Annotated in this window: 23 protein-coding genes; 14 read left to right on the forward strand and 9 right to left on the reverse strand. The window is 66.1% G+C overall.

Annotation, left to right across the window (positions count from 1 at the left end; genetic code table 11):
* The first annotated feature begins 16 nt into the window (after positions 1–16).
* The 10 genes from K3A84_RS13550 to K3A84_RS13595 all read left to right on the forward strand — a co-directional run bounded on the left by K3A84_RS13550 (position 17) and on the right by K3A84_RS13595 (position 12,278).
* Positions 17–451: a DUF3576 domain-containing protein gene (locus K3A84_RS13550; protein ID WP_225010167.1), complete on the forward strand. Its 435-nt coding sequence runs from the start codon at positions 17–19 to the stop codon at positions 449–451.
* A 68-nt stretch (positions 452–519) separates the two neighbouring features.
* On the forward strand, positions 520–3,042 hold the full coding sequence (leuS, locus tag K3A84_RS13555; RefSeq protein WP_225009891.1) for a leucine--tRNA ligase: 2,523 nt from the start codon (positions 520–522) through the stop codon (positions 3,040–3,042).
* Between the two features lie 55 nt (positions 3,043–3,097).
* A complete protein-coding gene (gene lptE, locus K3A84_RS13560; RefSeq protein WP_225010168.1) occupies positions 3,098–3,526 on the forward strand; it encodes an LPS assembly lipoprotein LptE in 429 nt (142 codons plus the stop codon).
* The gene (holA, locus tag K3A84_RS13565) at positions 3,523–4,548 is read left to right on the forward strand and encodes a DNA polymerase III subunit delta (protein WP_225009892.1); all 1,026 of its coding nucleotides are present in this window, start codon (positions 3,523–3,525) and stop codon (positions 4,546–4,548) included. The genes lptE and holA overlap by 4 nt, the downstream gene beginning before the upstream one ends.
* 163 nt (positions 4,549–4,711) lie before the next feature.
* Positions 4,712–6,184 carry a sugar transferase gene (locus tag K3A84_RS20535; RefSeq protein WP_318248312.1) on the forward strand — a complete coding sequence of 491 codons (1,473 nt, stop codon included), beginning with the start codon at positions 4,712–4,714 and terminating at the stop codon, positions 6,182–6,184.
* Between the two features lie 194 nt (positions 6,185–6,378).
* Complete coding sequence (locus K3A84_RS13575) at positions 6,379–6,645, forward strand: hypothetical protein (protein WP_225009893.1); 267 nt, start codon at positions 6,379–6,381, stop codon at positions 6,643–6,645.
* Positions 6,646–6,779: 134 nt separating this feature from the next.
* Entirely contained in the window at positions 6,780–8,105 is a 1,326-nt protein-coding gene (locus tag K3A84_RS13580) for an O-antigen ligase family protein (protein WP_225009894.1), read from the forward strand.
* Positions 8,106–8,134: 29 nt separating this feature from the next.
* Positions 8,135–8,839 carry a polysaccharide biosynthesis/export family protein gene (locus tag K3A84_RS13585; RefSeq protein ID WP_225009895.1) on the forward strand — a complete coding sequence of 235 codons (705 nt, stop codon included), beginning with the start codon at positions 8,135–8,137 and terminating at the stop codon, positions 8,837–8,839.
* A 104-nt stretch (positions 8,840–8,943) separates the two neighbouring features.
* Complete coding sequence (locus K3A84_RS13590) at positions 8,944–11,082, forward strand: GumC family protein (RefSeq protein ID WP_225009896.1); 2,139 nt, start codon at positions 8,944–8,946, stop codon at positions 11,080–11,082.
* The gene (locus tag K3A84_RS13595) at positions 11,082–12,278 is read left to right on the forward strand and encodes a tetratricopeptide repeat protein (RefSeq protein WP_225009897.1); all 1,197 of its coding nucleotides are present in this window, start codon (positions 11,082–11,084) and stop codon (positions 12,276–12,278) included. Before K3A84_RS13590 ends, K3A84_RS13595 begins: the two co-directional genes overlap by 1 nt.
* 64 nt (positions 12,279–12,342) lie before the next feature.
* Here the strand turns inward: K3A84_RS13595 and pgmG are convergent, their stop codons facing one another.
* The 3 genes from pgmG to K3A84_RS13610 all read right to left on the reverse strand — a co-directional run bounded on the left by pgmG (position 12,343) and on the right by K3A84_RS13610 (position 14,964).
* Complete coding sequence (gene pgmG / locus K3A84_RS13600) at positions 12,343–13,746, reverse strand: phosphoglucomutase/phosphomannomutase PgmG (RefSeq protein ID WP_225009898.1); 1,404 nt, start codon at positions 13,744–13,746, stop codon at positions 12,343–12,345.
* A 94-nt stretch (positions 13,747–13,840) separates the two neighbouring features.
* On the reverse strand, positions 13,841–14,149 hold the full coding sequence (locus tag K3A84_RS13605) for a J domain-containing protein (RefSeq protein WP_225009899.1): 309 nt from the start codon (positions 14,147–14,149) through the stop codon (positions 13,841–13,843).
* The gene (locus tag K3A84_RS13610; protein ID WP_225009900.1) at positions 14,146–14,964 is read right to left on the reverse strand and encodes a division plane positioning ATPase MipZ; all 819 of its coding nucleotides are present in this window, start codon (positions 14,962–14,964) and stop codon (positions 14,146–14,148) included. The genes K3A84_RS13605 and K3A84_RS13610 overlap by 4 nt, the downstream gene beginning before the upstream one ends.
* Positions 14,965–15,098: 134 nt before the next feature.
* On the opposite strand from K3A84_RS13610, the gene panC reads away from it, so the two are divergent.
* Positions 15,099–15,953, forward strand: a complete 855-nt coding sequence (gene panC / locus K3A84_RS13615) for a pantoate--beta-alanine ligase (protein ID WP_225009901.1) — start codon at positions 15,099–15,101, stop codon at positions 15,951–15,953.
* A 4-nt stretch (positions 15,954–15,957) separates the two neighbouring features.
* Here the strand turns inward: panC and K3A84_RS13620 are convergent, their stop codons facing one another.
* Positions 15,958–16,593, reverse strand: coding sequence for a TonB family protein (locus tag K3A84_RS13620; RefSeq protein ID WP_225009902.1), 636 nt, complete (start codon positions 16,591–16,593; stop codon positions 15,958–15,960).
* Between the two features lie 206 nt (positions 16,594–16,799).
* Here K3A84_RS13620 and K3A84_RS13625 point away from each other — a divergent pair, with 206 nt between their 5' ends.
* A complete protein-coding gene (locus K3A84_RS13625) occupies positions 16,800–17,567 on the forward strand; it encodes a class II aldolase/adducin family protein (protein ID WP_225009903.1) in 768 nt (255 codons plus the stop codon).
* A 38-nt stretch (positions 17,568–17,605) separates the two neighbouring features.
* Positions 17,606–18,115 carry a (2Fe-2S)-binding protein gene (locus tag K3A84_RS13630; RefSeq protein ID WP_225009904.1) on the forward strand — a complete coding sequence of 170 codons (510 nt, stop codon included), beginning with the start codon at positions 17,606–17,608 and terminating at the stop codon, positions 18,113–18,115.
* Here the strand turns inward: K3A84_RS13630 and K3A84_RS13635 are convergent, their stop codons facing one another.
* Positions 18,116–20,176 carry a TonB-dependent receptor gene (locus K3A84_RS13635; RefSeq protein ID WP_225009905.1) on the reverse strand — a complete coding sequence of 687 codons (2,061 nt, stop codon included), beginning with the start codon at positions 20,174–20,176 and terminating at the stop codon, positions 18,116–18,118.
* Between the two features lie 157 nt (positions 20,177–20,333).
* On the opposite strand from K3A84_RS13635, the gene arsC reads away from it, so the two are divergent.
* The gene (arsC, locus tag K3A84_RS13640; protein WP_225009906.1) at positions 20,334–20,675 is read left to right on the forward strand and encodes an arsenate reductase (glutaredoxin); all 342 of its coding nucleotides are present in this window, start codon (positions 20,334–20,336) and stop codon (positions 20,673–20,675) included.
* Positions 20,676–20,691: 16 nt separating this feature from the next.
* Here the strand turns inward: arsC and K3A84_RS13645 are convergent, their stop codons facing one another.
* From K3A84_RS13645 to K3A84_RS13655, 4 genes are all read right to left on the reverse strand, one after another.
* Positions 20,692–22,041, reverse strand: a complete 1,350-nt coding sequence (locus K3A84_RS13645) for a hypothetical protein (RefSeq protein WP_225009907.1) — start codon at positions 22,039–22,041, stop codon at positions 20,692–20,694.
* Positions 22,042–22,164: 123 nt separating this feature from the next.
* Positions 22,165–22,287 carry a hypothetical protein gene (locus K3A84_RS20395; protein WP_263626318.1) on the reverse strand — a complete coding sequence of 41 codons (123 nt, stop codon included), beginning with the start codon at positions 22,285–22,287 and terminating at the stop codon, positions 22,165–22,167.
* A gap of 41 nt (positions 22,288–22,328) precedes the next feature.
* Positions 22,329–23,459 carry a M14 family metallopeptidase gene (locus K3A84_RS13650; protein ID WP_225009908.1) on the reverse strand — a complete coding sequence of 377 codons (1,131 nt, stop codon included), beginning with the start codon at positions 23,457–23,459 and terminating at the stop codon, positions 22,329–22,331.
* Entirely contained in the window at positions 23,456–24,052 is a 597-nt protein-coding gene (locus K3A84_RS13655; protein WP_225009909.1) for a DUF4136 domain-containing protein, read from the reverse strand. Before K3A84_RS13655 ends, K3A84_RS13650 begins: the two co-directional genes overlap by 4 nt.
* Between the last annotated feature and the right edge of the window lie 32 nt (positions 24,053–24,084).

Below are 24,084 nucleotides of genomic sequence, written 5' to 3' on the forward strand. Positions count from 1 at the left end.
CGTGACGATGAGCGCCATGACAGCCAAGACCACGAAGTTCATCGCCGTGGGCGCGCTTGCGCTGGTGCTGTCGGCCTGCGGCCACAAGGAACGTCCGAAGGCGGACCTCGCCGCCAGCAAGGTCACCACGATCGGCGTCAACGCCTACCTGTGGCGCGCCAGCCTTGAAACGCTCTCGTTCATGCCGCTGGTGCAGACCGACAGCAACGGCGGCGTGATCGTCACCGACTGGTACGCCAACCCGCAGAACCCGGGCGAGCGCGTGAAGGTGACCGTCTCGATCCTCGACCAGGACCTGCGCGCCGATGCCATCCGCGTCGCCGCCAGCCGCCAGGTTTCGCAGGCGGGCAACTGGGTCGATGCCCCGGTGCAGGCCGCGACCGTGCAGAAGCTGGAAGACATCATCCTGACCAAGGCGCGCGACCTGCGCCGCCAGACGATCAAGGGCTAACCGGCAGGGGATAAGACCCCCTCGGCAACGGTTGCGCCTGCGCCTCGCGGTCAATAGAGGAGCGCTCCATGACCGCAGAGCGTTTCGATCCGTCCGTCGCCGATCTCCGCTGGCAGAAGGCCTGGGATGATGCCCAGTCCTTCCGCGCCGATGATTCGAGCACCAAGCCCCGCAGCTATGTGCTGGAGATGTTCCCCTATCCTTCGGGGCGCATCCACATCGGCCATGTCCGCAACTACACGATGGGCGACGTGCTCGCGCGCTACAAGCGCATGCAGGGCCACGAAGTGCTGCACCCGATGGGCTGGGACGCATTTGGCATGCCGGCCGAAAACGCCGCCATGGAAAAGGGCGTCCACCCCGGCGGCTGGACCCGCGACAACATCGCCAACATGAAGGCGCAGCTGAAGCGCCTCGGGTTCGCGCTCGACTGGAGCCGCGAGATCGCCACCTGCGAGCCGGAATACTACGGCCACGAACAGGCGCTGTTCCTCGACCTCTATGCGGCAGGCCTCGTCTATCGCAAGGAATCGACGGTCAACTGGGACCCGGTCGACATGACCGTGCTCGCCAACGAGCAGGTGATCGACGGGCGCGGCTGGCGCTCTGGCGCGCTGGTCGAAAAGCGCAAGCTCAACCAGTGGTTCCTCAAGATCACCGACTTTGCCGACGAACTGCTCGAAGGCCTCTCGGGCCTAGACAAGTGGCCAGAAAAGGTCCGCACGATGCAGGAAAACTGGATCGGCAAGAGCCAGGGCCTGCAGTTCCGCTTCGACCTGTCGAACGGCGAGACCGTCGAAGTCTATACCACGCGCCCCGACACCATCTTCGGCGCGAGCTTCGTGGCGGTCGCCGCCGATCACCCGATCGCGCAGGGCGTGGCTTCGGTGAATTGCGAGGCGGCGAACTTCATCGCGCTTTGCAAGAAGGGCGGCACCACCGCGGCCGAGCTGGAAACGGCCGAGAAGCTCGGTTTCGACACCGGCATCGGCGCGCGCCACCCGCTGACGGGCAAGTACCTGCCGGTCTACATCGCCAACTTCGTGCTGATGGAATACGGCACCGGCGCGATCATGGCCGTGCCGGGGCATGACCAGCGCGACTTCGACTTCGCCACCAAGTACGGCCTGCCGATCCTGCGCGTGGTCGCCGCCGATCCTGCCGATGCGGACAAGCCCTTCGCGGGCGAGGCCGAAGCGGGCGATGGCGTGCTGGTGAACTCCGATTTCCTGAACGGCATGGCCGTGGCCGACGCCAAGGCGGCGATCATCGCGCGTGCCGAAGGCGAAGGCTGGGGCGAGGGCAAGACGGTGTGGCGCCTGCGCGACTGGGGCGTTTCCCGCCAGCGCTATTGGGGCACGCCGATTCCGTTCATCCACTGCGAAGTCTGCGGCGTGGTGCCGGTGCCCAAGAAGCACCTGCCCGTTACGCTGCCCGAGGACGTGACCTTCGACGTGCCCGGCAACCCGCTCGACCGCCATCCCATGTGGAAGCACGTCGATTGTCCGCAATGCGGCCATGCCGCGCGGCGCGAGACCGACACGCTCGATACATTCGTCGATTCGTCGTGGTATTTCCTGCGCTTTGCCAGCCAGCCCGTCGATCGCCCGTTCGATCCCGAAGAGATCAAGCGCTGGCTGCCGGTAGAGCAGTACATCGGCGGCATCGAGCATGCGATCCTGCACCTGCTTTATGCCCGCTTCTGGACGCGCGCGCTGGCCCGCATCGGCAAGGTCGAAGTGACCGAGCCCTTCGCCAGCCTGTTCACGCAAGGGATGGTCACGCACGAGACCTACGAGCGCAAGAACCCCGAGAACGGCCAGCCGATCTTCTTCTCGCCCTCCGAAATCGATCGCACCAGCGAGGGCGCAACGCTGAAGGCCGATGGCGCGCCGGTCGAGGTCGGCCGCGTGATCAAGATGTCCAAGTCCAAGAAGAACGTCGTGGACCCCGACGAGATCGTCGCCAAGTACGGCGCCGACGCGATCCGCTGGTTCATGCTGTCGGACAGCCCGCCGGAGCGCGACCTGCCCTGGTCGGAAGCCGGCATCGAAGGTTGTGCCCGCTTTGTGCAGCGGTTGTGGCGCCTGTTCGGCCAGTTCGACGCGTCTCAGTCGGGCGAGGACAAGGCGCTCGACCGCAAGGTCCACCAGACCGTCCACGCCGTGGCCTCGGACATCGAATCGCTCGGCTTCAACAAGGCCGTGGCGCGGATCTACGAACTGACCGGCGCGATCGAGAAGGCTGCGCCCTCAGCCAGCCGCTCGGCGGGCATTCGCGCGCTGCTGATGCTGGTTGCGCCGATGATGCCGCATCTCGCCGAGGACGTCTGGGCCGCGTTCGGCGACGGCCTGATCGCCGATGCCGAATGGCCCGCGGTCGATCCTGCGCTGCTCGTCGATGACGAAGTGACCGTGGCCGTGCAGGTCAAGGGGAAGCTGCGCGACACCCTGATCGTTGCCAAGGGCACACCGAAGGAAGAACTCGAGCGCCTTGCCCTCGCTTCCGACAAGGTGCAGCGTGCCCTGGACGGAGCAGACGTGAAGAAGGTGATCGTGGTGCCTGATCGACTGGTGAACCTTGTCGCCTAAGGCGATCCTTGCCCTGCTCGCGCTGCTGGCGCTTGCCGGTTGCGGCCTCTCGCCGATGTATGCCGGCGGCGGCAGCGGCGAGGTCGCGCGCGCGGTGGCGGCGGTGGGCGTCTCGCCGATCGAAGGCAAGTCCGGCTGGCTGGTGCGCAACGCGCTGGTCGACCGGCTGGGCGCGGGCAAGGACACGCCGCAGCGCTACCGCCTCGACGTGCGGCTGGACGATCGGCTGCAAGGCCTCGGCCTCATCGGCAACGACGCGGTCACGCGCGAGCGGCGGACGCTGCGCGCGCGTTACCAGCTGGTCGATGCTGGCAGCGGCAAAATCCTGGTCGACGCCACTGCCAGCGCCGACGCTGGTCTCGACGTGGTGCAGAACGAATACGCGGTGATCGCGGCCGAGCAGACCGCGCTCGAAAACCTCAGCCACGAAATCGCCGACCAGATCGTCACCCGCGTCGCGGTCCGCCTGCGCCAGGTCAAGTGAAGGCAACGCAGAAGAATTTCGCCGGCATGATCGCAAGCGCCGCGCGCGACTGCGCGGTGTTCTACTTCTGTGGTCCCGACGAAGCGGGCGCGAGCGATGCCGCCGCGAAGATCGCCGCCGCGCTGCCACAGGGCGAGAAGGTCGAGCTTTCCGGCGCGGAATTGCGCCGCGATCCGGTGCGGCTGGCCGACGAGGCCCGCTCGGTCTCGCTGTTCGGCGACAGGCGGCAAATCCATATCCGCAGCGCGGGCGATGAAGTCTACGACGCGGTGGAGACGTTGCTGGCCAGCCCGGTGGACGGCTGGCCGGTGCTGATCGTCGCCACCTCGGCCACCGACAAGTCGCGCGTGGCCAAGCTGCTGGCCGACCGGCGCGATGCGCTGGTGGTCATGTTCCACCCGCCCGACCTGCGTACGGTCGCTGCCGCCGTGCGCGACATGGCTGGGCCTGCTGGCCTGCGACTCGATGGCGATCTGGCCGAGCGAATCGCGCAAGGCTGTGCGCTCGACACGCGCATGGCGCGCAGCGAGATTGAGAAGCTGGCGCTCTACCTGGACGCTACGCCGCAAGCCCCGCGCACCGCCGATGCCAAAGCGCTAGATGCGATCGGCGCCGCCAGCGAGGACGATGGCTTCATGCCCTTGGTCAATGCAGTGCTGTCGGGCGAGGCCAAGCGGCTGGCGGGCGAACTGGCGCGCTTTCGCGAGCTGGAGCTGAATCCGGTCGGCCTGCTGCTGGCCTTCGAACGTCGCGCGGCGCAACTTGCGGCCTTGGCCGGAAGGCTGGGCAATCGCAGCGATCTCAACGCCTTCCTCGAAGGCGAAGTCAACGCGCGGCGGCTGTTCTTCCGCGACAAGCCCGACATCGTAACCCAGTTGAAGCGCTGGCGTGGTCGGCGTCTAGAACGGTTGATCGCCCGTCTTGCCGCGCTGCACGCCGCCCTGCTGGCCGACAGCCGCAACAGCGAACTGTTGCTGGCGCAAGGGCTGGCCGAGATCGCCCGCGCCGCCACGGCGCGCTGATCCGCCTTCCGGCGGACAGCGCCTGCCAGCGCTTCATTGCCGAAGAAAATCGACAGACGGACCGCATTGCGCGTTGGTTTGTATTGCCAACAGACTAAGGTTATGTACGTATTGCAGCGCAGCAAAGATCGAAAACGGTGCTATGCTGCACAGCGCACCAGCAATGCCTTCGGCTCGCCAGAACGACGAATCCCTCAAGGACCGGCCCCGCGCGATGACGACGCTTGAGCACGACCTGACGAAAGCCGAGACTTCCGGACGGACCGGGGGCGCAGAGACGCGGCGCGTGACGCTGCCGCTGGCGCCCTCGCTGGAGCGTCGTAGACTGCAAAGCTACCTGATGCTGGTGGTGCTCGATGGCTTGGCCATCACCGTCGGCTTCCTGTTCACGGCTTACATTTACCTTGGCGACATCGCAGGTGACGGGATCACCGAGCAGTGGGCCATGCTGCTGCCGGTGTACTGGACAGCGGCGCTCAGCCTCAAGGCCTATGCCATCGGCTCCCTGACCTCGCTGCGCACAAGCCAGAAGCGCGCGCTCATGGCCTTGATCGCCGCGCTGACCTTCACCCTGTTCGTGGCGTTCTTCGCCAAGTCTAGCGAGCAGTATTCGCGCGTCACCACCGGCTTCGGCGTCGTGACCACCGCCGCGCTGCTGATCTGGGTACGTGCGCTGGTCCAGCCACTGATCCGGCTGCGCTGCGGCGCGACGGCGGAAAACGTGCTCGTGTTCGACGATGGTGGGATGCCGGTGCGCGTCCCCCACGCCTGGCACATCGATACCCGCGAACATCGCCTGGCGCCCCATCGGCAGGACCCGCACATGCTGGACCGCCTGGGGATGTTTATGGCCAACATGGACCGCGTGCTCGTCACCTGCCCGCCTGAACGGCGAATGGACTGGGCGCAGGTGTTCAAAGGATCGAACATCTGCGGAGAGATCGTGGAGCCCGAAGTCACCACACTAGGCGTGCTGGGCGCGCGACGCGGGCACAATTATGGCTCGCTGGTGGTGTCCACGGGGCCGCTGGGTCTGCGCAGCCGCGTGGCCAAGCGGTTGATGGACCTTGCCGTGGCCGGTGGCGCCCTGCTGTTTCTGGCGCCGCTTCTGGCGCTCGTGGCGCTGCTCATCAAGCTGGAGGACGCGGGCCCCGTGTTCTTCCTGCAGCAACGCCAGGGGCGTAACAATCGCCTGTTCTGGATCTACAAGTTCCGCTCGATGCGTGTCGAGCAACTCGACGCGGCAGGGGTGCGCTCCGCCAGCAAGGATGACGACCGCATCACCCGCATCGGCCGCTTTATCCGCCGCACGAGCATCGACGAACTGCCGCAACTGCTCAACGTGCTGAAGGGCGATATGAGCATCGTCGGCCCGCGCCCCCACGCGATCGGATCGCTGGCCGGTTCGAAGCGCTTTTGGGACGTCGACCCGCGCTATCTGCTGCGCCATTCGCTCAAGCCGGGCCTTACCGGGCTTGCGCAGATTCGCGGCCTTCGCGGCGCGACCGATTCGGAACAGGATCTGTCCGACCGCCTCCAGGCAGATCTCGAATACCTGGATGGCTGGACTGTCTGGCGCGACCTGCGAATCATTGCAGCTACGATCACCGTGCTGGTTCACGATCGCGCATTCTAAGGCAGATCGTGCCAAAGCGACGACGAAGCGTTGCGCTGCGGCGAACCTGAGTGACAAGCGCAACAAATAGGCAGTTTTCTTAAACTGTCATCGTTTTGCAACTGCGCACTTTCTTGTTCGCCTCCGCAATATAGGTTGAAAATGGAGATATTGTCGGTTAGGTAAATGTCCGTACGCCGAATCTGGAGGTTGCAGTGAACAAGCTGACTAAAATCGGAGCCGTGGCGATCGCCGCGCTTGCTCTTGGTCTGTCGGGCGCCGCCCAGGCGGCTGGCACTCGGTCGGGCGATGCCGTCCCGTCCGTTGCAAAGAAGGCCGTCAAGCGCACGGTTCCGCTCGCCGGTGCCAAGCGCAGCAAGATCGACGGTGAAGAAGCCGCTCTGCTCGGCCTCGGCGGCGCCGCCATCATCACCGGCATCATCATCGCCGCCGACGGCAATGGCAACGGCAGCGGTGGTTGATCGGACGCTGCGTCTGTCCAGCAAATGATAAAGTTAGGAAACCCCCTTCGTTTCGGAGGGGGTTTCTTATTTCAGATCTTCGGTTAGGCTCGGCCCAACCCCTTTCCGCTGCGAGAATAGGACGGATATCGCGCATGGATCGTGCCGTACTGCCGGTCTTGGTCCTGCTGGCCGCGTCGCTTGTCCTGGGCGGTGGCGGATCACCCTCTCCCCTGCCGGAATTGCTGCTGCAGCTCGGCGCGGCAGTGCTGGCGTTCGCCTGGTATCGCGCAATGGTCGGCACCGGACGCGCCATGTCGCGCCCCGCACTCATCGCCGCCGCAATCTTTCTGGCGCTTCCATTGCTCCAGCTCGTGCCGTTGCCGCCTTCTCTCTGGCACTCCATGCCCGGACGAGGCCCCGAGATCGAAGCGCTCTCGCTGATCGGTGCGGCCGATCGCTGGCGCCCCTGGTCAATGGCCCCTGATCGCACGCTCGCGGGGGTACTCTCATCCCTGCCACCGCTCTTGATGCTCGTGATGGCTGCAAGCCTGCGGCGTCGCGAACGCGCCCTGTTGCTCGCGCTGGCCAGCGCAGTCGCCCTCGTCAGCCTGTTCGTGGGCGTCGGGCAGATGCGCGGGGATCTTTTCGATTTCTACGGCAGCGGCAACCAGGTGATTCTCGGATTCCAGGCCAACCGCAACACGACGGCCGACATTCTCCTGGTAGGACTGCTCGCGGCAGTGACATCGCTGCGCCTGTGGAACGAGGGCCGAGGCGAACGTATCGGTCCGGCGCCCCTGCTGGTTCTGGTTGCTGTACTATCGATGCTGGTCGGCGTGGGCGTGTTCATGACCGGGTCGCGCGCCGGAATCGCGCTTTTCGCGCTGACCATGCCGGCCGCGTTGGCGCTGGCCTGGCCGCGCGGGGCTGGTGGTCGCAAGGCGGCCCTTGGCGCAGCGATGGTCGGCGCGATCGTGGTCGTGGGCCTCGGGGCATCACTCACCTTGTCCGCCAATCAAAGCGTAACGCGTGTCGTTACGCGCTTTGCGGCGGATCACGAGACTCGACCCGACCTATGGCGCGACACCCGCTACGCGATCGACGCCACCATGCCGTTCGGCTCCGGCGTGGGCACGTTCGTGCCCGTGATGTTCGCGGCTGAACGCCTGGAAGTGGTCGACACAAAGCTGCCGAACCGCGCGCACAATGAATATCTGGAGTACGCACTCGAAGGTGGTGCGTTCGCAGCCCTGGTTGCGCTTCTGCTCGTCGTTCTTTTTGCAGTGTTCGCCGTGCGAGAGTGGCGATCTGACGCCCCATTCGCGCGCGCACAAATTTCCTGCGCCCTTGCAGCATTCACCCTTGTTGCGCTGCACTCTATGGTCGATTATCCCTTTCGTTCCATGTCGATGGCTACATTGATCGCCGTGATGGCCGCCTTGCTCTTGCCCCCTCCGGAGCGCAGTCGCGCCGGATGATCTGTTTTCCGGAACCCAGCCGAATGATCATGAATCGCACCACAATCTGCTGCACCCTCGCCCTGCTCACGCTGGGCGGCTGTTCGAGCGGCGTCGTCAACAACCTTCCCGTTGGCCCCGCTGCCTACCAGGCGATCGGTGACCAGGCCGCCGGACCCGGGGTCAACGAAGTGCTGCAGGCCGGCGATCGCCTCGCCATCCGCGTGATCGGCGAGCCCGAACTCACCTCGGACCAGTACTACGTCGACGCCAACGGGTTCATCCAGGTTCCTCTGGCGGGCGAAGTGAGCGCGGCCGGCAAGACCGCGCGCGCCCTGCGCGAGGATATCTCCACCCGCCTGGCGGCGAAGTACATCAAGCACCCGGACGTTTCGGTCATCGTTATCGAAACCACGCGCAATACCTACTCGGTCGAAGGCGACGTGCGGGAGCCGGGCGTGTTCGAAGTCGGCCCCGACACCACGCTGCTGACAGCCATGGCGCGCGCCAAGAGCCCGACCAACGTCGCCAAGCTTGACGAAGTGATGATCTTCCGCACCGTGAACGGCCAGCACATGGGCGCCCGGTTCGACATTCAGCAGATCCGCTCCGGCAACGCTGCCGACCCGCGTGTGCTGGCGGGCGACATGGTCGTGGTTGGCCACTCCAACGGCAAGGGTGTCTGGCGCGATATCCTCCAGGCCGCACCGTTGCTCAACGTGTTCGTCCTGCTGAACAACAACGTGTTCAATTGACCGGAAAGACATCAGCCTTGTCAGACACTCTCCCTGCGAGCGAAAGCTACGTCATTTCCCGGTCCGCCCAGGCGGGAGACCCGTTCGGCGGTGCTACCGCCGGCTTGGCTCGTCCCGCGTTCGACTTGCGCTTCATGCTGGCGATCGTCCGGCGCAATCTCCTGATCATCGGAGCCATCCTGGCTGTCGCGCTGTCGCTGACGGCGATCGCGACCTTGCTGATGACACCGAAGTATACGTCCAGCGCCAAGATCCAGATCAACGATTCGTCCGGTCGCGTGCTGTCCGAGGAAAATACCCAGGACGAAGCCCTGGGCGCCACGTGGGACACCGACCGCTTCCTCAAGACGCAGACCGAGGTCATTTCCAGCCGCGGCCTTGCCGTGCGCGTCGCGCAGCGGCTCAACCTCGCAGGCAATCCTTCATTCTTCGCCGCGCAGGAAGCAAAGGCACCGGAACCGGGCACGCCGCTCGCCGAAGCGCAACGCCAGGCCGGGGCTCTGCTGCGTGCCAACCTCAACGTCGTGCTGCCGCGCGATTCGCGCATCGTGTCGATCGAGTTCACCAGCACCGATCCTGCGATGTCGGCGAAGATCGCCAATGCCTATGTCGATGAATTCATCCAGTCGAACCTGCAGCGCAAATTCGACAGCTCCTCCTATGCCCGCAGCTTCCTCGGCGAACAGCTTCAGCTCGCCAAGCAGAAGGTGGAGGAATCAGAGCGCGCGCTGAATGCCTATGCACGCAGCAACGGGCTGATCATCCCGCGCAGCAACAGCAACACCCCGAACTCGGACAACGCATCGGGGGGGTCGGTCACCACGTCCAGCCTGCTGCAGGTCAACGCCGCAGCAAACGACGCCACCACCAGGCGGATCGCCGCCGAAGGTCGCTGGCGGGCGATCAGTTCCGTCCCGCTGCTATCGAGCAACGAAGTCCTGACCAACAGCACGATCGCCAGCTTGCTGACGCAGAAGGCGCAAATCGAAGCCTCGCTCAAGGAAGAGCAGAGCCGCCACATGGACGACTATCCGGCCGTCCTTGCCAAGCGCTCGCAGCTCAAAGCCCTGAACGAGCAGATCCAGATCACCGCCAACAATATCAAGAATTCGGTGCGCTCCGATTACGAAGCGGCACGCGAAGCCGAAGCCAGCCTGACCAGTCAGGTCGCCACGCTCAAGAGCGATACGCTCGCCGAGCAGGATCGCACCGTCCAGTACGGGCTGCTCTCGCGCGATGCGGACACCAACCGCCAGGTCTATGAAGGCCTGCTGGAGCGCTACAAGAAGCTCAATGCGGTGGCCGGCGTCAGCCTGTCGAACATCTCGGTGATCGACGAAGCCGAAACGCCGCGTGTGCCCTCCTCGCCCAACCTGCTTCGCAACCTGTTGTTCGGCCTCATCGCCGGCGCGGCGGTGGCCGGCGTGTTCGTCTTCGTTCGCGAACAGTTCAACGATTCGATCCGCGTCCCCGAAGACGTCGAGAACAAGCTCGAGATGGCGCTGCTCGGCGTCATCCCGGGTGCGCGCGACGACGACCCCGATGCGGCGCTGTCCGACCCCAAGTCGGCCGTGACCGAAGCCTACAACTCGTTGCGTGGCTCGCTGATGTATTCGACGAGCGAGGGCCTCCCGCGGGTCATCCAGGTTACCAGCGCCCAGCCGGCCGAGGGCAAGACCACCACCAGTCTTGCGCTCGCCACCGGCTTTGCCCGCATGGGCCGGACCGTGCTGCTGATCGACGCCGACATGCGGCGTCCGTCGGTGCACCGCCGCGTCGACCTGTCGAACGATGCGGGTCTTTCGACCCTGCTGACATCGCACGTGCCGCTGATCGACGTCGCGCTGCCGACCGCGATCCCCAACCTGTCTGTGCTGCCATCGGGGCCGGTGCCGCCCAGCCCGACCGAACTGCTGTCTTCGAACCGGCTCGAGGATCTGCTGACAGAAGGTGCCCGTCACTTCGACACGGTGATCGTCGACTCCCCGCCGGTACTGGGCCTCGCCGACGCGCCGCTGATGTCGGCGCTGGTCGATGGCGTCGTCTTCGTGGTCGAGGCCAACCGCAACCGTCGCGGCTCGCTGCGCGGCGCCATCCGGCGTCTGCGCGCCATGCGCCCGATCATCCTGGGCGCCGTGCTGACCAAGTTCGAAGCCACCAAGGCCGGTAACCAGTACTATTCCGACTACTACGGCTACGACTACTATCAGTACGGCAGCTCGTCGGAGAAGGCAGACAGCTGATGGCCCAGGCGGTGAGCCAGCGGCGGTTGCTGTCGAGCATCGGGGTGGCGGCTGTGGCCGCCACTTACGCGCTCGTCGCGCTGGCCAGCGGGCTCGACCGCATGGGCGCCGAACAGCCGATGCTTGCCGGGATGCTGCCGTCGGCTCTGGCGACACAATCCCTGCGCAACCAGGCCACCAACGCCCAATCGATCGGCGACGCCGACCGCGCGTTGGAACTGGCGCGCGCCGCCGTTCGCCGAACGCCGATCGAGCCTGCCAGCACAGCAGTGCTCGGCGCGGCGCTGCTCGGCCACAAGGACGGCACCGGGGCCGAGAAGGCCTTCCGCGTGGCGGCGCAGATGGGCTGGCGCATCCCCCTGACCCAGCTCTACTGGATGCAGGCCTCGCTGGCCTACGAAGACTATCCCAACGCGGCGGTCCGCCTCGACGCGCTGCTACGCCAGCAGCCGGATCTCCTGCGCAACCGCAAACTTCTGGACCCGCTGGAGCAGGTCGAGGAAGGTCGTTCTGCGCTGGCGCAGCGGCTGGTCGAAAGCCCCGGCTGGCTGCGCCCCTACATCGCCGACGTGTGGGACACGGCGCCCGAAGTGCTGGACCTGCGCCGCGCGGTGCTGCTGGATCTCGCGCGCGCGGGAAAGCCGCTGGGATGCGAGGAGATCTCGCAATTCGTACAGCGCGAGGTCTCGCTTGGCGAGGTACGCAACGCGCATGATGTGTGGGCCGCGCATTGCCCCACCGCGCGCGGCGCCGTCGTCTACGACGGCAGCTTCGACCACGCCGAAGTCGCGCAGACCCGTGCCTCGCTGGCGTGGACCTTTGTCGGCAACGCCGGCATCTCGGTGCTGATGGAGCCGGGCCGACGCGCCGGAAGCAGAGTGCTGGCGGTCGACGGCGTCGTCGACCGTCCGAAAGTGTTCGTGCGGCAACTCGTGCTGATCGATCCGGGCGACTACCGCGCGAGCTGGACGTCAACCACCGACGGCGGCGCGGCCTCCGCGCGCGTGGTCGTGGGCCTCGATTGCGGCAAAGGAGTCGACTGGCAGGTCGGCACCGCCGGTCCGGGTGGAAAGCGAACGGCCGTGCTGCGCCATGATGGCGCTTGCGAGGCCCCCTGGCTATCGTTTGCACTGGTGCCCGGTCAGGGCGCGGCGCAATTGACCGACGTTACGCTCACACCTGCGAACCAGCGCTAGAAATCGAATTGCGGCACGCCAAAATCGGCGCGCGAGGCGGTGAAGCCTCGCGCGCCTCTTTGCGTCAATGGCCAGCCTGCGGCCCCCGCTCCAGGCCCGAAGCGGCCAACTGGGCGTCGATCATGCCCATCAGCCGGGCGAGGCCTTCGTCGGTGTAGCTTTCCGCGCGGGCGACGAGCACGTCCTGCGTGTTCGAGGCGCGCAGCAGCCACCATCCATCGGCCGTGTTGACGCGCGCGCCATCGGTGGCGTTGACATCGGCGCCTTCGGCTTGGAGCCGGGCCTTCACTTCGTCGATCACCGCGAACTTGCGGCTCTCGTCGACCTGGAAGCGCAGCTCGGGCGTGTTGATCATCGCGGGCATCGCGCCCCTCAGGGCGGTTACGGACTTGCCGAGTCGCGCCGAGGCAGCGATCAGGCGGATCGCCGCGTAGAGCGCATCGTCAAAGCCGTAGTATTCGTGCGCGAAGAACACGTGGCCGCTCATTTCGCCGGCCAGCGGGCTGCCAGTCTCCTTCATTTTGGATTTGATGAGGGAGTGGCCGGTCTTCCACATCAGCGGCTTGCCGCCGAGTTCCGTGACACGGTCGAACAGCGCGCGGCTGGCCTTCACGTCCGCGATAATCGTGACGCCGGGCTGCATCCGCAGCAGATCCTCGGCATAGATCATCAGCAGTTGGTCGCCCCACACGATGCGACCTTCGCCGTCGATCGCGCCGATGCGGTCGCCATCGCCATCGAAAGCAACTCCGAAGTCGAGCTTACCGTCCGCGACAGCCTGCCTGAGATCGACGAGGTTCTTCTCCTCGGTGGGATCAGGATGATGATTGGGAAAGTTGCCATCCACTTCGGTGAACAACAGGGTGTGCTTGCCAGGCAGACGCGCGGTCAGCTTCTCGACGACGGGGCCGGAGGCGCCGTTGCCGCAGTCCCAGGCGATCGAGAGCTTTTCGAGTTCGGCGTGGTCGATCCCGTCGAGCCCCTTGAGCAGTCGGTCGACGTATTCGTCCTCGATGTCGATGGTCTCGTGGGTTCCGTTGCCGGAAGTCCAGTCGCCGGCTTCGGCGAGGACACCGAGATCGAGGATGTCTGGACCGAAGAACGGACGCCCCTCAAATACCATCTTGAAGCCATTGTAATTGGCGGGATTGTGGCTGCCGGTTATCTGAATGCCGCCATCTACCTGTTCAAGTGAGGCCGCCGCGTAATACAGCATCGGCGTGGGCCCCATGCCCACGCGCACCACGTCGACGCCACTGGCATTGAGCCCTTCGACCAGCGCGTGTTCGAGGATCGGCGAACTGACACGACCGTCGTAGCCGACCGCGACGCGCTTGCCGCCTGCGCGTACGATGCGCGTGCCGAAACCGCGACCGATGGCGCGGGCATCATCCGGCCCGAGCGTTTCGCCGATGATCCCGCGAATGTCGTATTCGCGCAGGACAGTGGGATGGAACTTGTGCGTCATGAAGGACTTGTCCCCTCTTGGTCGATGACCTGCGCCGAGGGACCGGCGCCGGCGTGATGATGGCCTCCTGCCACCGGGGATGGACATCCCCGGCTCAGGACTCCCGGCCTCGCTCTCCCAGTCGTCCGAGCAGGAGATCCCGCGCGGCATTCGCTTCGTGTACCGCCTCCGACGACCCGCCGCGATCCGGGTGAACCCGGCCGATCAGCCGCCGGTGCGCGTCTACGATCTCTTCACGGCTTGCCCTGCCCGCTACACCCAAAAGGTTGCGGGCACGTTGCTCCGCCACGGACGGTGCTCCTCCCGAACGAGGGGGGAGCACCAGCAGTTCCCACGGCCACTTGCCCGCGAGCATGCGCACGAGCAGGCTGGCGAGGAAAGCGATCCACAGCAGCTTGATCATGCCACGCCGTCAAGCGGGACAGGGGCGCCCTCACGCGCGGGCATCGGCAGGTTCAGCCCTGCCACCAGCGTGCGCAGTTCCTGCCGCGCGACGAGATGGCTGGTGCCCAGTTCACCCAGGTGCCCCTTGTCGAGCAGGGTCAGCCCCGAAGGGAACAGCTCGCGATAGATCACGCGTTCAGAAAGGCCGCTGGCAACGCGAAAGCCCACGCGCTTCGACAGTTCGGTCAATGCCTGGTCGATGCGACGCTGATTGCGCGCCTCGGTAAAGCCGGTGCGGTTGCGCACCACCACCCAGTCCATTTCGCGCCGGGCATCCTTGATCGTGGCCATCGCGCGCTTCTTGCGCGCTTCCCAGATCAGTTCGGCATAGAACGACAGCCGGCGCACCTTGAAGGTTTCGGCGTCCACCTGCCCGATCAGGTCGAAATCGACGAAGCTGTCGTTCAGCGGCGTCACCAAGGTATCGGCGCGCGTGGCAACGTGGCGGGCCAGCGGATCGTCGCGGCCGGGCGTGTCGAACACGATGAAGTCGTGGCCCTGCCCCAGTTGCTCGGTCAGGTCGTCCAGCGCCTCGACGCTGTCGTGGCCATAGACACCGTAGCTGGCACTGGGCAGTTCGATGCCGCGCCGCTTCATCGTTTCGGCGCGATTTTCGAAATAACGGTGCATCGTGCGCTGGCGCGCGTCGAGGTCGATCGTTGCCACCCGCGCGCCCTGATAGGCAAGCGCGACCGCGACGTGAACCGCCGTGGTGGACTTGCCGGTCCCGCCCTTTTCGTTGGCGAAGACGATGCGGTGGGGACCGTTTGACAAAGTGCCAGCTCTCTCTTGTTGTAAATCAGGGTGTTCCACGCAGCCGGGCTTGCTGCCGGCAGGGCGCTGCGGTTAGGGATGCCTTGTTGCAACCGCGAAGCCCCGCGAAGGGGATTAAAGGAGAGGCCGCGCTCGTGCAAACCATCTCTCGGCTCGAACCCCTGCGCGAAGCGGTCGATTCCCTACGAAACGGGGGAAAAACCCTCGCCTTCGTGCCCACGATGGGCGCACTGCACGAAGGCCACCTGACGCTGGTCCGCGAAGCGCAGGCACGCGCCGATCACGTTGCGGTGTCGATCTTCGTCAACCCCCGCCAGTTCGGCCCGAACGAGGATCTCGACGCCTACCCGCGCCGCCTCGCCGCAGATGCCGCCCTGCTGGAAGCGGAGGGTGTCGACCTGCTGTGGGCGCCAACCGTCGACGTGATGTACCCCCAAGGCTACGCCACCAACATCTCGGTCGCGGGCCTCGACGCGGTGCTGTGCGGAACCGCAAGGCCCGGCCACTTCGATGGCGTGGCCACGGTGGTGTGCAAGCTGTTCAACCAGGTACGCCCCGACGTGGCGCTGTTCGGCGAGAAGGACTGGCAGCAGCTCGCGATCATCCGCCGCATGGCGCGCGATCTTGATCTCAGTCGCCCGCACGTCGACAGCATCATCGGCGTGGAAACCGTGCGCGAGGCCGACGGCCTCGCCATGAGCAGCCGCAACCAGTACCTTTCGCCAAGCGAGCGCGAACAGGCCGCCGGGCTCAACCGCGCCATGCGCAAGGCCATCGCGGCGGTCGTGGCCGGGGGCGCGGTGGCCGGAGCGCTGGAGACATTGCGCGCCGAAGTGCTGGCAAGCGGCTTTGCCTCGATCGACTATGCCGACTTGCGCGATGCCGTGACGCTGGAAGACATCGCCACCTACGACGGTCGCCCGGCGCGGCTGCTGGTCGCCGCGCGGATCGGCGCGGCCCGGCTGATCGACAACATGGGCGTGGCGTAGGGCGCTAGCCCTGCCCCGCCCAAGCCCGAACCAGAGTCTCGGCGATATAGGGCATGGCCACCCCTTTTGCGTCAGTGACCACCGGCGGATGGAACAGATCGGTCCGTGTGCAGATCGCCTCTGCCAGATCGCGCTGGTCCTCCAGCTTCGGTCCACACTCGACGATCCGGCCCGCCACATCGACCGCCGTCACCAGCATGACATCCGCGCTCGCGGCATTGCCGCGCAGCGTCGCGACCTTCACCTCGGCGGCAGGCTGGAGCCGCGCCGCGGCGATCTCCTGTGTTGCAGGGCCGGGCAGGTAGAGCCGTACCATCGTCGTCACCACGGCAAAGGCGGGCGTGCCATCCCTTAGCCGTGCAGGGTTGTAGCGCTTCTTCGCTGCAATCCGGCAGACATCGCGCGCCAGCCGGGCATCACCGAGCGCGGCAACCACGCGGCAATCCTGGGGACGACCTGTCGTATCGACGCGGATCTCGATCGTGGCGGCGGTGGATTTTCCCGCCGCGCGCGCTTCCGGGGGATACTCCTGCGCGGTGACCATCCCCGGAATGTCGGCGTCCGCGATCCCCGCGGGAGCGGAGACGGTGGGAAGCGCCGCTGCTGCGGCCGTTGCCGCCAGGGCCAGAAAGTGGGCCATTGCATCCTCGTTCGTGTCGCGGCTTCCGGCGCGACGTTCGGGAGAAGAGAATAGGCCCAAGCCCCGACGAGCGCAAAATGTTACAGAACAATGTCAAAAATATTTCACAATATTCCCGGCGCCTTCGGCCTTGGGCGTCCGGCTTGCACATGGCCCGCCATGCGATACAAGTTTCCCAACGAAACCTGAATTTGCCGGAGAGACCCATGGCCCCCAGCCTGCGCCCCAACATCGACTGCTCTGATGCCGAATGGCAGGCGCGGCAGGAACTCGCCGCGTGCTATCGCATCTACGATCATCTCGGCTGGTCGGAATCGGTCTACAACCACATCTCGCTGAAGGTTCCGGGCGAGGACGGCGCGTTCCTGATCAACCCTTACGGCCTGCTCTATTCCGAGGTGACCGCGTCGAACCTGGTCAAGATCGACATCGACGGCAACAACATCGGCGCATCGCAGTACCCGGTGAACAAGGCCGGGTTCACCCAGCACGCCTATTTCCACCGCCACCTGCCCTGGGCGCACGCCATCGCCCATGTCCACACCACGGCGACCATGGCGGTCTGCAGCCTGGAAGAAGGGCTGATGCCGATCAACTTCTATGCCTGCAACTTCATCGGCCAGCTTGCCTACCACGACTTCGAAGGCGTGACGGTCCGCGCCGAAGAGGGCGAGCGGCTGCTGGCCAACCTTGGCGACAAGCGCATCCTGATGCTGCGCAACCACGGACCCGTGGTGCTGGCGCCGACGCTGCAACAGATGTTCATCCAGCAGTGGAGCCTGCAGCGCGCCTGCGAGATCCAGCTGGCGGTGCTCTCCACAGGGGCAAAGCCCATCCTCGTTCCCGAAGAGGTGATTGCCGTGCACCAGCGCGACCTGCGCCAGGTGCAGGTGCCCGGCACACGCCCGGGCGAAACGGATTTCAACGCGTGGGTGCGCCGGATCGACAAGATCGACCGCGGCTGGCGCGACTGACGATTCCCAAGCCGCGCCTTGCCCGCTAATGCCGGGCCATGGCGCGGCTCACGGTCAACAATCAGGCGATGGAGTTCCGACTCGAACCGGACACGCCGTTGCTGTGGGCGCTGCGGGACGCGGCCAACCTCACAGGCACCAAATACGGCTGCGGCACGGGCGAATGCGGCGCGTGCATGGTGATCGTGGATGGCCAGGCCATGCCGAGCTGCACGCTTTCGCTGGGCGAGGCCGAAGGACGCGCCGTCACCACGATCGAGGGGCTGTCGACCGATCGCGGCCACCCGGTTCAGCAGGCACTGGTTGCCGAACAGGCGATCCAGTGCGGCTTCTGCACGCCCGGCATCGTCATCGCCGCCGCTGCGCTGCTGGCGCGCAATGCCAATCCCACCGAAGCCGACGTCGCCACCGCGCTGACCAACATCTGCCGCTGCGGTGTCCATCCGCGCCTGACCCGCGCGGTACAGCGCGCCGGGCGCATCGCGCGCGGGGAGGAACCCGGCGTGCCGCTGCCTGCCCCGCAGACAGCGACCACGCCCGGCCTGTGATCAGAACTTGGCGCGAACCGTCAGGCGCGCGTTGAGCGGCTTGCCGGTGGTGATGTTGTTGTCGGTGTGCGCCGAAGGGAAGTAGTCGGTGTCGAACAGGTTCTCGACGTTGAGCTGCATCGAAATGCGGTCGTTCAGCTCGTAGAACGCGGCGGCATCGACGCGCGTCCACGCGGGCAGGCGCACCGTGTTGCTGATCGTGGTGTACATCGACGACTGGTGAGTCAGCCCCAGGCCAAGGCCGAAGCGCTTGGTCACGTCATAGCGCGTCCAGGCCGAGGCCTGCATATGCGGCAACTGGCCCAGCTTGCGCCCCGCCGGCGCCGACGTGGTCGCGGAACGCACTTCGCCTTCCTGCAGGGCAAGACCAAGGCTTGCCTGCCAATTGGGCAGGATGCGGCCGGCCAGCGAGAATTCCACGCCCTGCGCGCGGGTGCGGCCCGAAAGCTGCGTGTTGTTGTTGTTGTCGACGAAGCGCGTGTTGTCGCGCGTCAGGCGATAGACTGCGGCAGTGAAGGCAAGGTTGGTGTGGATGTCCCACTTCAGGCCCGCCTCGATGTTCTCGAACTGCTCGGGATCGAGCGTCGCCTGCGTGGCGTCGAGCGAGCCGAACTGGTCGCCCGACTGCGGCAGGAAGCTGCGGGTGAAGCTGGCGTAGAACGACATCTCCTTGCGCGGCTTGAGGATGATGCCCGCGCGCGGCGACCACTTCTTGTCGGTACGCGTGGCGCCGACGCCGTTGACCGCGCCAGCGATCTTGAACTCGTCATAGCGCACGCCGCCGACGATCTGGAGGAACGAGGCCAGGTCGATCTGGTCCTGCACATAGGCAGACCAGGTATCGACCTTGCTGTCGGTCACGCGTGCGATGCCGGTGAAGCTGGCAGCCGGGATCGTCAGGCGCTTGGCGAGATCGATCGTCGCGCTGCCCTGGAACACCGGATCATTGCGCAGGCCGGTGGTGTTCTGGCTGGACACTTCCAGCCCCGCCAGCAGGGTGTGACCGATCGGGCCAGTGCGGCCTTCCCACACGAGGTTGGTCTGTCCCACCCAGCTTTCGCGCACGTTGGCGCTCGAATAGCCCGACAGCGTTACCATGTTGGTGGCGGCATTGACCGCGCTGCCCGCGAACAGGTTGCTGTAGAACTTGTCGGTATGGCTGTACTGGCCGATCACGTTGAACGTCAGGCTGTCGGCCAGCTGGTGGTCGATGCGGGCTTGCGCGATATGCGCGGTGACACGCGCAACGTTGAGGTCGTCCGAGCCGAAGAAGGTGTCGTCGTAGCCCTTGAGCGGTCCGCCGTTGATCGAGGGCACGCCGCGATCGGTGGTGCGCTCGTCGTCGTCATAGTTGTACGACAGCTCGACCCGGGTGTCAGCGTCAGGCTCGAACGCCAGAGTCGGGTTCACGCCGATGAAGCGGCCGTTGAAGTCCTGTCGGTGGTTCCTGAACTCCTCGTAGGTGGCGTTCAGGCGCGCGCCAATGGTGCTACCCAGCGGCTGGTTGAGATCACCCGCGATCGAAAACGCACCGAACGTGTCCACGCCCGCGCTGGCCGCGCCCTTGGCCTTGGCAATGTCCGGCGTCTTGCTGACGCGATTGACCACGCCGCCACCGCCGCCACGGCCGAACAGCAGCGCGTTGGCACCCTTGAGCACCTCGACGCGCTCGATGTTGTAGAGCGAGCGATAGTACTGCGTGTCGTCGCGCAACCCGTCGAGATAGAAGTCGGCGGTGGTGTTCTGGCCGCGCAGGTTGACCTGGTCGCGGTGGCCTTCGCCCTGCCCCAGCACCACGCCCGGAACATAGCGCAGCGCGTCGCCCAACTGGGTCACGGCCTGATCGTCAAGCTGTTCGCGGGTCAGCACCGCCACGCTCTGCGGCACGTCGACCAGCGGCGTCGGGGTCTTGATCGCGTTGGCGTCTTCCGGACGATAGCCGTCGGCCTTGCCGGTGACGACGATGGCGACGCGGCCTTCGGCGTCGGCGGCCTCTTCGGCGTGGGCGCACGTAGGCGCAAGCAGCGCGGTGCCTGCAAGCAGGGCGGCGATACGGATCATGGACGGTTCCCCTTTCGTAAGGCCCCGTTAATGCGAGTCGTTTGCAATCGCAAGAGGATTTGCGAATAAGTCGCAACAAGCGCTGGTCGCACCGCCTTGCGCTTTGCGGACAGGCGTTTAGGCGTGGACACTACGGCTTGAACGGAAAGGCAGCGCAATGAAGGCAACCATCTGGCACAACCCGAATTGCGGCACCTCGCGCAACACGCTTGCCATGCTGCACGAAGCGGGCGCCGACGTGACCGTGGTCGAGTACCTCAAGACCCCACCCAGCGCCGAAAAGCTCGCGCAGCTCTATCGCGACGCCGGGATCACGCCGCAGCAGGGACTGCGCCTGCGCGGCACCGACGCCGAGGAACGCGGGCTGCCGCAAGCGGACGACGCCACCGTGCTCGCCGCCATGGCAGCTGAGCCGAAGCTGATCGATCGTCCACTAGTCGAAACCGGCAAGGGGGTGCGCCTGTGCCGTCCCAAGGAGAAGGTCCTGGACATCCTGTGACGCGCCTGTGCCGCCGCTATTCGTAGCGGCGCTTGCGCTTCTTCTCGTCGCGCATCTTGGCCAGTTCTGCGTGAATGCGCTCGCTGATCGAGCCCTTGTCGGCACTTCCGGCGCTCAGCGTGATGTCCGCCGGATTGTCCGGCTCGGCCTCCTCCACCGGCTCGGGCAGGGGCCTTGGCTTGGGCGGATGGGGATATCCCTCGCAATTTGGCACTTCGCGCGCGCCCTGCTCATCATAAAGCGCGGAGGCGGCAATCGGCGGATCGCCCGAACCCTGCGTCACGCAGATCACGACGTGCTTCGTCGCGATATCATACTCCACGGTCAGGTTCTCGAGCCCGCAGGATTCGGGATTGCAAGCCCGCGCGGCCAGCCTGGTGCCCTTGCGCAGGATCGGTTGGGTGGCGCGCACGTCGGGTAGCAGGCTCTCGAGGGCGCCTGACGCTTCCGGCCCGCCGACCAGTTCATCGACGGCCGCGCGAAACTCCTCGTCCTCGAACATCGTCTTGCCATCGATCCGGGCATCGATCTCCTTACCGGCATAGCGCGCAATACCTTCGACCGGCGCCTCCTCGACTTCGGCATAGGCGCTTTCGCCCACGACCGGGCCTTCGGGGCTGGACGCCGTGTGCGCCATCGTGCCCAACCAGAACGCCAGCGCGTGGCTGGCCAGCGCTGCGGCTCCCAGCCCCGCAAGCATGCGGATTCGCGAGGGCATTGCCAGCTTGGGCAAAGTGCGCTTGCGCGTCGGTTTTGCCGCCCCGGTGGCATCGGCCCCCGCTTCGGCTTGGGCGATGACCGGCGGCGCATCTGCCTCTGCAACGGCTTCACCCAGCAGAGCGTCGATATTCTCGGTCTGCGCAACCACCGCCACGGGCTCTGCGACAATCTCGCCGAGGAGATCGTCGAGCGGATCGGGATCGACCTTGCTGACAGCAGCGGGCGCGGGCGGCAGCTCACCCAGGATATCGTCCAGGGGGTCGGCAGCGGGCTCGATCGCGGGATCGGGAGAAAGCGCGCCCAGGATGTCGTCCAACGGGTCTACGCCTGAGGCAGGTTCGGGCGCGGCTGGGACAGGCGCGGTTTCGGGCACGGGCGCGATCAGGTCGTCCAGAAGCGCATCGAGATCCGGCGCCGGCTCTGCCGGAACCGCGGGCACGGGCGCATCGGCAGGCCCGGCCAGTTCGCCCAGAATGTCGTCGAGATCGATCGAGGAAGCAGGCGCGGGCGTCGCCATGCCGGCGAACTCGCCCATCAGATCGTCGATTCCGAGCGCGCGCGGGCTGGGTGGCAGGTCCAGCGGCTTGGCCGCGCGCTTGCGCCCCGGCTTCTTCTGCGCCCCAGCGCCTTGCGGTGATCGTGCCATGCCTGTCCCGAATGCCTGCCCATACCCCGCAAGCCTTGCGGAGAGCCGCATTAACCATGCGGACGGGTAAGGTCGGGTTGGGCCGAGCTTAAGGAGTTTTGCGGATCATGGGCCGCCAGCGAATCAGAAAGGCAGGGCCTTGTCCGCCAGGATCAGCGCCGCCGCGCAAGACAGCACGATCGCGCTGCGCAGCCAGTCGGCGACGGGCAGCGCGGGAACGGTGCGAAGGACAAGCGCAGGAGCCATATCCCGAACTTGCCCTCGCGCCCGTTAACAGGCCGTAAAGATCACCCGCGCTCGATGAGCCATTCAAGCAGCGATGCCAGGCAATCGCGCCCCAGCAGTTGCGATCGCTCCGGGCTCCACCCTTGCATCGCGCAAGGCAGGTCGTCGTTGTCCTTGAACGGCATTTCCAGCGTCATCGCCACCGCACCGAAACGCTCGGCAAGCTGGTTGGTCGACATCGAGAGATTGGCCGTGCCCGGCCGGGCCTCGGGATAGCCGTGGCGGGTCTGGAAGTCGGGCGTCCGGCGTTCAAGGATCGCACGATAGCGGCGATAGGCCTCGCCCTGCGCCTCGCTCCACGAGGGAATGCCCTCGAAGCCCGCCAGGAACACGTGCGGAATCGCCTCGTCGCCATGGACGTCCATCGCGAAATCGACGCCCGTGGCCTTCATCGCGTCCAGCACGCACAGCACTTCGGGCGAGCGATCGGGGCTGGGCGCGGCCCATTCGCGGTTGAGGTTCACGCCCACGGCATTGGTGCGCAAGTGTCCGCGCACCGAACCATCGGGATTCATGTTGGGCACGACGTGGAAGGTGCAACGCTGGCGCAGCGCGCGGCCATGCGGATCGGCGGGGTCGGTCAGCACGCCGAGCGCGCCCTCCATCCACCATTCCGCCATCGATTCGCCCGGATGCTGGCGCGCATAGAGCCACACCTGCACCGGCCCCGTGCCCAGATCGAGGCAATCGATCGGCCGCCCATCGAGACTGCGTCCCAGCACGCGATGCGTCACGCCATCGGCTTGCGCGGTCTGGGCGACCAGGTCCTGATGCCGCTCGAGCGAATAGGGTGCGAAGTAGGCGAACCAGCACGGGCCTGCAGGCGTGTGGCGGATGGTCAGCGTGCCGCCCTGCTCCTTCGGGTCGTAGCCGGTTTCGACGCGGCCCCAGAACTCGCGATCCTCGCTCACCACCGCGCGATAGCCGGGCCAGCCGCCGGGATAGGCCGAAGCGCCGAGCCCGGTGATCTTCAGCGTCAGCTCGCGGCCGGCACCGCCAGCGACGCGAAAGTGGAACCACTGGAAGAAGTCCGACTGATGGTCCTTGCGGATGGCCAGGGTGGCCGTATCGCCCTCGATGGAGAGGACCTCGATGTTCCCGCTGTCGAAGGCGGCGTCGATGATCATGGTCATTTGACCTTGATAGTATCGCCCGACCTGCCGGGAAAGCCCGCGAACAACGCGTGCGCCATTCGCCGCGCCGCAGGTTCCGCCTGCGCCAGCGCCGAGCCGGCCGTCTCGACGTTCTCGGCCCGGCCTTCCCACAGGGCACGGCCCGTGGCGCGATCGCGAATCACGACGCCGAGCCGCGTGGCGATGCGATCCTTCGGCCCACCACCGAGGTTGAACCCGACGCCAAGGCCGAAACCGCTGTTCCATCCCCCGGTCGATCCGCCGACGCCGACCGAGACCGGCCCGCGCCTGCGCTCCTGATGCAAGGTCTCGCGCTCCACGCGCACCTCGACCACGCGATCGGCCGCGCCTGCCGTGGCAAAGCCCCACCCTTGCGCCCCCAGTTCGCGCGCCACGGCATCCAGCCACGGCGCATTTTCCAGCGAGGCGCGATCGGTCCCCGGCGCTCCGGTAACGAAAACGGCGTCCTTGCCCAGCCCGGCGAGCGATTCGGAGGTGTGGAAGCGCGTCACCTCCACGGGCGCTGCCAGCGCAGGCGTGGCGACAAGAAACAGGGCGAATGGCAGCAGGCGGCGCATGAGCATTAGATCCATCACAAGGTCACCCCTTGGATATGGACCGTTTC

Source organism: Novosphingobium percolationis, from assembly GCF_020179425.1.
GTDB classification, from domain to species: Bacteria; Pseudomonadota; Alphaproteobacteria; order Sphingomonadales; family Sphingomonadaceae; genus Novosphingobium; species Novosphingobium percolationis.